Below are 7,740 nucleotides of genomic sequence, written 5' to 3' on the forward strand. Positions count from 1 at the left end.
AAACAGGTTAAATAATCGATGTCATCAATTCGACTGGCTGATTTAGCCCAGCAGTTGGATGCAGAATTGCACGGAGATGGCGATATCGCCATCTCCGGCATTGCTTCTATGCAATCCGCCACCCCTGGTCAAATCACTTTTCTTGCCAACAGCCGCTACCGCGAGCAGCTCGCACAGGTTCAGGCCTCAGCCGTGGTGCTGACGGAAGCGGATCTGGAGTGGTGTAAAACCGCCGCGCTGGTGGTGAAAAACCCTTACCTGACTTATGCCCGTATGGCACAACTGCTGGACACCACGCCGCAGCCCGCGCAAAATATCGCGCCCAGCGCCGTGATCGATCCGAGCGCGAAGCTGGGGAACAATGTCTCGGTGGGCGCTAACGCGGTCATCGAGTCCGGCGTTGAGCTGGGTGATGACGTGGTGATTGGCGCCGGCTGCTTTGTCGGCAAGCGCACGCGCATTGGCCGTGGTTCCCGTCTGTGGGCCAACGTTACGGTTTATCATGAAACTCAGATTGGTCAGGATTGTCTGATTCAGTCTGGCACCGTGATTGGTGCCGATGGTTTCGGTTATGCTAACGACCGCGGCAACTGGGTGAAAATTCCTCAGCTGGGCACCGTGGTGATTGGCGATCGGGTAGAAATTGGTGCCTGTACCACGATCGATCGCGGTGCGCTGGATAACACTCTGATCGGCAATGGTGTTATCATAGACAACCAGTGTCAGATTGCGCACAACGTCGTGATTGGTGATAACACCGCGGTTGCCGGTGGTGTGATCATGGCGGGTAGTCTGAAGATTGGGCGTTACTGTATGATTGGCGGAGCCAGCGTCATTAACGGCCATATGGAAATCTGTGACAAAGTGACGGTAACCGGCATGGGCATGGTCATGCGTCCCATCACAGAGCCTGGGGTATACTCATCGGGTATCCCGCTGCAACCCAACAAAACCTGGCGTAAAACGGCAGCGCTGGTGATGAACATCGATGACATGAGCAAACGCTTAAAAGCCATCGAACGCAAGGTCGGCAAAGACGACTGAGCACATCCCGGCTCTACCCGCTTTCATAATAAAGCAGCGTACCTTCTTTCACCTCGGGGTTAACCAGAGTGCGGCAGCAGGTATCATGGTAAGCGAAACGCCACTGAACTGATTTGCGGCCTGCGAAAGATCATTTTGATCGGTGCAGGCCGTGTTATTGTTGCCATCAGATTTTTTAGGACAGGAAGAGTATTTTGACAACTGAAACGCATACTCTGAAAATTGAAGAGATTTTAGAACTGCTGCCGCACCGCTACCCGTTTTTGCTGGTTGACCGCGTGCTGGAATTTGAAGAGCATAAATATCTGCGTGCGGTAAAGAACGTTTCTGTTAATGAACCGTTTTTCCAGGGACACTTCCCTGGTAAACCGATTTTCCCAGGCGTTCTGATCCTGGAAGCGATGGCGCAGGCGACCGGTATTCTGGCGTTTAAAAGCGTTGGAAAACTGGAACCGGGCGAGCTGTACTATTTCGCCGGTATCGACGAAGCCCGTTTTAAGCGTCCGGTAGTGCCGGGCGACCAGATGATCATGGAAGTCACCTTCGAGAAGACCCGCCGTGGCCTGACGCGCTTCAAAGGCGTGGCAACCGTAGACGGTAAGATTGTCTGTGAAGCGACCATGATGTGTGCCCGTAGCCGGGAGGCATAATTAGTGATTGATTCAACCGCCAGCATCCATCCAACGTCCATCATTGAAGAAGGTGCGGTGATCGGCGCCAACGTCCAAATCGGTCCGTTTTGTGTTGTCGGAGCGAACGTGGAAATTGGCGAAGGCACGGTGCTGAAATCGCACGTGGTGGTGAATGGCCACACGCGTATCGGTAAAGATAACCAGATCTACCAGTTCGTTTCGATTGGCGAAGTGAATCAGGATCTGAAATATGCCGGTGAACCGACCCGCGTTGAAGTCGGCGATCGCAATCGCATCCGCGAGAGCGTCACCATTCATCGTGGCACCACGCAGGGTGGCGGGCTGACCAAAGTCGGCAGCGACAACCTGCTGATGGTCAATGCGCACATTGCCCATGACTGCGTGATCGGCAATCGCTGTATTCTGGCCAACAACGTAACGCTGGGCGGCCACGTTACCGTGGATGATTTTGCCATCATCGGCGGCGTGACGGCGGTGCACCAGTGGTGCACCATTGGTGCCCACGTGATGGTAGGCGGTTGTTCCGGCGTCGCGCAGGACGTGCCGCCGTACGTGATTGCGCAGGGCAACCATGCCACGCCGTTCGGTGTCAATATCGAAGGCCTGAAGCGTCGTGGCTTCAGCAAAGAAGCACTGCACGCCATTCGTAACGCGTACAAGCTGCTGTACCGCAGCGGTAAAACGCTGGATGAAGTGAAGCCGGAGATCGAAGAACTGGCCAAACTTCATAGCGAAGTGCAGCCTTTCTACGACTTCTTTGCCCGTTCTACCCGTGGATTGATTCGTTAATTCATGTCAGTGCGTCCCTTAACGATTGCCCTGGTCGCCGGAGAAACCTCCGGCGATATTCTTGGTGCCGGATTGATTCGTGCGCTGAAGGCGCGCCATCCTGACGCGCGCTTCGTTGGCGTTGCCGGTCCGCTGATGCAGGCCGAAGGCTGCGAAGCCTGGTACGAGATGGAAGAGCTGGCGGTAATGGGCATCGTTGAGGTGCTTGGCCGCCTGCGCCGTTTGCTGCACATCCGCAAGGATTTAACCCAGCGCTTTACCGAGCTGCGGCCGGATGTTTTCGTCGGCATCGATGCCCCGGATTTCAACATCACGCTGGAAGGCAACCTCAAGCGTGCCGGCATTCGCACCATTCATTACGTCAGTCCCTCCGTGTGGGCCTGGCGACAAAAGCGCGTGTTCAAAATTGGCCGCAACACCGATCTGGTGCTGGCGTTTCTGCCTTTTGAAAAAGCGTTTTACGATCGCTACAACGTGCCGTGCCGCTTTATCGGGCACACCATGGCCGATGCGATGCCGCTGCAGCCGGACAAACTGGCCGCGCGGCGTGAATTAGGGATCGCTGATGATGCGCTGTGCCTCGGCCTGCTGCCGGGCAGCCGTGGCGCGGAAGTGGAGATGCTCAGCGCTGATTTCCTGCGCGCTGCACAGCTGCTGCGCCAGCGTTATCCGGCGCTGGAGATCGTAGTGCCGCTGGTTAACGCGAAGCGGCGCGCGCAGTTCGAGCAGATCAAAGCCAGCGTCGCGCCGGAATTGCCGATGCACCTGCTGGATGGCAAAGGGCGCCAGGCGATGATCGCCAGCGACGCGGCGATTCTGGCTTCCGGCACTGCAGCGCTGGAGTGCATGCTGGCGAAATGCCCGATGGTGGTGGGCTATCGTATGAAGCCGTTCACCTTCTGGCTGGCGAAGCGGCTGGTGAAAACCCTGTTCGTTTCGCTGCCTAACCTGCTGGCCGGCCGTGAACTGGTGCAGGAGCTGCTGCAGGAGGAGTGCCAGCCTGCAGCGTTAGCTGCGGCGCTGGAGCCGCTGCTGCATGCCGGTCCGGAGCGTGACGCGCTGCTGGCCACTTTCACCCAATTGCATCAGCAGATTCGCTGGAACGCCGACGAACAGGCGGCGGATGCGGTACTGGAGATTGCCAATGGCTGAATTTATTTATCCTGATGCCCGGCTGATTGCCGGCGTTGATGAAGTCGGACGTGGCCCGCTGGTCGGTGCCGTGGTGACCGCCGCCGTGATCCTCGATCCGGCGCAGCCGATTGCCGGCCTGGCGGATTCCAAAAAGCTGTCTGAAAAACGCCGCCTTGCGCTGTTTGATGAAATCAAAGAGAAAGCGCTGGCGTGGAGCCTGGGCCGCGCTGAGCCGGAAGAGATTGACCAGCTGAACATCCTGCACGCCACCATGCTGGCGATGCAGCGCGCGGTTGCCGGTCTGCATATTGCACCGGATTTTGTTCTGATTGATGGCAACCGCTGTCCGGCGCTGCCGATGCCGTCGCAGGCGGTGGTGAAGGGCGATAGTCTGGTGCGGGAAATCAGCGCCGCCTCGATCATCGCCAAAGTCACGCGCGACCGTGAAATGGCCGAGCTGGACCTGCTGTTTCCGCAGTACGGTTTCGCCCATCACAAAGGCTATCCGACCGCGCTGCACATGGAAAAACTGACGCAGTTTGGTGCCACACCTCACCACCGCCGCAGCTTTGCGCCGGTGCGTAACGCCCTGATTGATGCTGATGTGCTGGCCGCGCGCCAGCCGACTACGCTTTAATAGCCTGACGCTGTTTTAACCGGAAACTGATATGGCTGAACCTCGTTTTATACATCTGCGCGTACACAGCGATTACTCCATGGTCGATGGTCTGGCCAAGACCGGGCCGCTGGTAAAAAAGGCGGCCGCGCTCGGCATGCCAGCCATTGCCATCACCGACTACACCAACCTGTGCGGGCTGGTGCGCTTTTATGGCAGCGCGCATAGCGCCGGTATCAAACCGATCGTCGGGGCTGACTTCCAGGTGGCCAGCGATTTAATGGGCGATGAGCTGACGCAGCTCACCGTGCTGGCCGCTAATAACACCGGTTACCAGAATCTGACGCTGCTGATTTCGCGCGCTTACCAGCGCGGTTACGGTATCGCCGGACCGATTATCGATCGCGACTGGCTCCTGGAGCTGGGCGAAGGGTTGATTCTGCTGTCGGGCGGACGGCGCGGTGACGTCGGTCGCAGCCTGCTGCGCGGCAATAACGCGCTGGTGGCGCAGTGCCTGAGTTTCTATCAGCAGCATTTCCCCAACCGCTACTATCTGGAACTGACGCGTACCGGCCGGCCAGACGAAGAGGCCTATCTGCACGCCGCGGTTGAACTGGCGATTGCTGAATCGGTGCCGGTGGTGGCCACCAATGAAGTCTGCTTCCTCAACGAAGAAGATTTTGATGCCCATGAAATCCGCGTGGCGATTCACGACGGCTACACGCTGGACGATCCTAAACGTCCGCGCAACTACAGTCCTCAGCAATATATGCGCAGCGAAGAGGAGATGTGCGAGCTGTTCTCGGACATCCCGGAAGCGCTGGAAAACAGCGTAGAGATTGCTAAGCGTTGTAACGTCACGGTGCGCCTCGGCGAATACTTCCTGCCGCAATTCCCGACCGGCGACATGTCGACCGAAGATTTTCTGGTGATGAAGTCGCGCGAAGGGCTTGAGGAGCGCCTGGCGTTTCTCTTCCCGGATGAGCAGGTGCGTGCCGAACGCCGGCCGGAGTATGACGAGCGTCTCGACATTGAGCTCAACGTCATTAACCAGATGGGCTTCCCCGGCTACTTCCTGATCGTGATGGAGTTTATCCAGTGGTCGAAGGACAACGGCATTCCGGTCGGGCCGGGGCGTGGTTCCGGCGCCGGTTCGCTGGTGGCCTACGCGCTGAAAATTACCGATCTCGATCCGCTGGAGTTTGACCTGCTGTTTGAACGTTTCCTTAACCCGGAACGTGTCTCGATGCCCGACTTTGACGTCGACTTCTGCATGGAAAAACGTGACCAGGTGATCGATCACGTGGCTGAGATGTACGGCCGCGATGCGGTGTCGCAGATTATCACCTTTGGTACCATGGCGGCGAAAGCGGTGATTCGTGACGTCGGCCGGGTGCTGGGGCATCCGTACGGCTTTGTTGATCGCATCTCAAAACTGATCCCGCCGGATCCCGGCATGACGCTGGAAAAAGCGTTCCAGGCGGAACCGCAGCTGCCGGAGATCTACGAAGCTGACGAAGAGGTCAAAGCGCTGATCGACATGGCGCGCAAGCTGGAAGGGGTCACGCGTAACGCCGGCAAGCACGCCGGTGGCGTAGTTATTGCGCCGACCAAAATCACCGATTTTGCGCCGCTGTACTGCGATGAGAACGGCCAGTTCCCGGTCACCCAGTTCGATAAAAACGACGTGGAATACGCCGGACTGGTGAAGTTTGACTTCCTCGGCCTGCGCACGCTGACCATCATCGACTGGGCGCTGAAGATGATCAACCCGCGGCGCGAAAAGCAGGGTTTACCGCCAATCGATATCGCCGCCATCCCGCTGGATGACAAAAAAAGCTTCGACATGCTGCAACGCTCGGAAACCACTGCGGTGTTCCAGCTTGAATCGCGCGGCATGAAAGATCTGATCAAGCGCCTGAAGCCGGACTGTTTCGAAGATATGATCGCACTGGTGGCGCTGTTCCGTCCGGGGCCGCTGCAGTCGGGCATGGTCGATAACTTTATTGACCGTAAGCACGGCCGTGAAGCCATCTCTTACCCGGACATTCAGTGGCAGCATGAGAGCCTGAAGCCGGTGCTGGAGCCGACCTACGGCATCATCCTCTATCAGGAACAGGTGATGCAGATTGCCCAGGTCCTGTCCGGCTATACGCTGGGCGGCGCGGATATGCTGCGTCGTGCCATGGGTAAAAAGAAGCCGGAGGAGATGGCCAAGCAGCGTTCGGTGTTCCAGGACGGTGCTGAGAAGATGGGCATCAACGGCGAACTGTCGATGAAAATCTTCGATCTGGTGGAGAAGTTCGCGGGCTACGGCTTTAACAAGTCGCACTCTGCTGCTTATGCGCTGGTCTCCTATCAGACGCTGTGGCTGAAAGCGCACTATCCGGCCGAGTTCATGGCGGCGGTGATGACCGCCGATATGGATAACACCGAGAAGGTGGTTGGACTGGTGGATGAGTGCTGGCGCATGGGGCTGAAAGTGCTGCCGCCAGACATTAACTCCGGGCTCTATCCGTTCCACGTCAACGATGACGGGGAGATCGTGTACGGCATCGGCGCCATCAAAGGCGTGGGTGAGGGGCCGATCGAAGCGATCCTCGAAGCGCGTAATCAGGGCGGCTACTTTAAAGAGCTGTTTGATCTCTGCGCGCGCACCGACACCAAAAAGATCAACCGTCGCGTGATGGAAAAACTGATCATGTCCGGCGCGTTCGATCGTCTTGGCCCGCACCGCGCGGCGCTGATGAGCGCGCTGGGTGACGCCCTGAAGGCGGCGGATCAGCATGCCAAAGCCGAAGCGACGGGACAGGCGGATATGTTCGGCGTGCTGGCGGAAGAGCCCGAGCAGGTTGAGCAATCTTACGCGGCCATTACGCCGTGGCCGGAGCAGGTGCAGCTGGATGGCGAGCGTGAGACGCTCGGTCTGTATCTCACCGGCCATCCGATCAATCAGTATCTGAAAGAAATTGAGCGCTACGTTGGCGGCATGCGCCTGAAAGACATGCATCCAACAGAACGTGGTAAAGTGACCGTTGCGGCCGGGCTGGTGATTGCCGCCCGCGTCATGGTCACCAAGCGCGGCAACCGAATTGGTATCTGTACTCTTGACGACCGCTCTGGCCGTCTTGAGGTGATGTTATTTACCGATGCGTTAGATAAATACCAGCAGCTGCTGGAGAAGGACCGTATCCTGATCGTCAGTGGACAGGTCAGCTTTGATGACTTTAGCGGTGGGCTTAAAATGACCGCCCGGGAAGTCATGGACATCGACGAAGCGCGGGAAAAATACGCGCGCGGACTTGCTATCTCGCTGACGGACAGGCAAATTGATGACCAGCTTTTAAACCGTCTCCGCCAGTCTCTGGAGCCTCATCGCTCCGGGACCATTCCGGTGCATCTCTATTATCAGAGAGCAGATGCGCGGGCGAAGCTGCGCTTTGGTGCAGCGTGGCGTATTTCGCCCAGCGATCGTTTACTCAACGATTTGCGGTCGTTAGTAGG

6 protein-coding genes are annotated in these 7,740 nt (G+C 57.7%); all 6 read left to right on the top strand.

The window, feature by feature from the left end:
* Positions 1–18 precede the first annotated feature (18 nt).
* Entirely contained in the window at positions 19–1,044 is a 1,026-nt protein-coding gene (lpxD, locus tag FT726_RS25235) for a UDP-3-O-(3-hydroxymyristoyl)glucosamine N-acyltransferase (RefSeq protein ID WP_104094030.1), read from the top strand.
* Positions 1,045–1,238: 194 nt separating this feature from the next.
* Positions 1,239–1,694 (top strand): 3-hydroxyacyl-ACP dehydratase FabZ, encoded by a 456-nt coding sequence (gene fabZ / locus FT726_RS25240; protein WP_013507953.1) that lies wholly within the window; start codon positions 1,239–1,241, stop codon positions 1,692–1,694.
* Between the two features lie 3 nt (positions 1,695–1,697).
* Positions 1,698–2,486, top strand: a complete 789-nt coding sequence (lpxA, locus tag FT726_RS25245) for an acyl-ACP--UDP-N-acetylglucosamine O-acyltransferase (protein ID WP_021507480.1) — start codon at positions 1,698–1,700, stop codon at positions 2,484–2,486.
* 3 nt (positions 2,487–2,489) lie between these two features.
* Positions 2,490–3,638, top strand: coding sequence for a lipid-A-disaccharide synthase (gene lpxB / locus FT726_RS25250; RefSeq protein WP_104188149.1), 1,149 nt, complete (start codon positions 2,490–2,492; stop codon positions 3,636–3,638).
* Positions 3,631–4,257: a ribonuclease HII gene (gene rnhB, locus FT726_RS25255; protein ID WP_282996914.1), complete on the top strand. Its 627-nt coding sequence runs from the start codon at positions 3,631–3,633 to the stop codon at positions 4,255–4,257. Before lpxB ends, rnhB begins: the two co-directional genes overlap by 8 nt.
* Before the next feature lie 31 nt (positions 4,258–4,288).
* Positions 4,289–7,740: DNA polymerase III subunit alpha (gene dnaE / locus FT726_RS25260; RefSeq protein WP_346303657.1), on the top strand; the 3,452-nt coding region annotated here is incomplete at its 3' end.

Origin of the sequence: Pantoea sp. Morm (assembly GCF_016643525.1) — a bacterium.
GTDB lineage: Bacteria > Pseudomonadota > Gammaproteobacteria > Enterobacterales > Enterobacteriaceae > Pantoea > Pantoea dispersa.

Bases quoted from the DNA above. Each gene is read 5' to 3' on its own strand.
- rnhB (WP_282996914.1), top strand. From the start codon at position 3,631: ATGGCTGAATTTATTTATCCTGATGCCCGGCTGATTGCCGGCGTTGAT.
- lpxB (WP_104188149.1), top strand. From the start codon at position 2,490: ATGTCAGTGCGTCCCTTAACGATTGCCCTGGTCGCCGGAGAAACCTCC.
- lpxD (WP_104094030.1), top strand. From the start codon at position 19: ATGTCATCAATTCGACTGGCTGATTTAGCCCAGCAGTTGGATGCAGAA.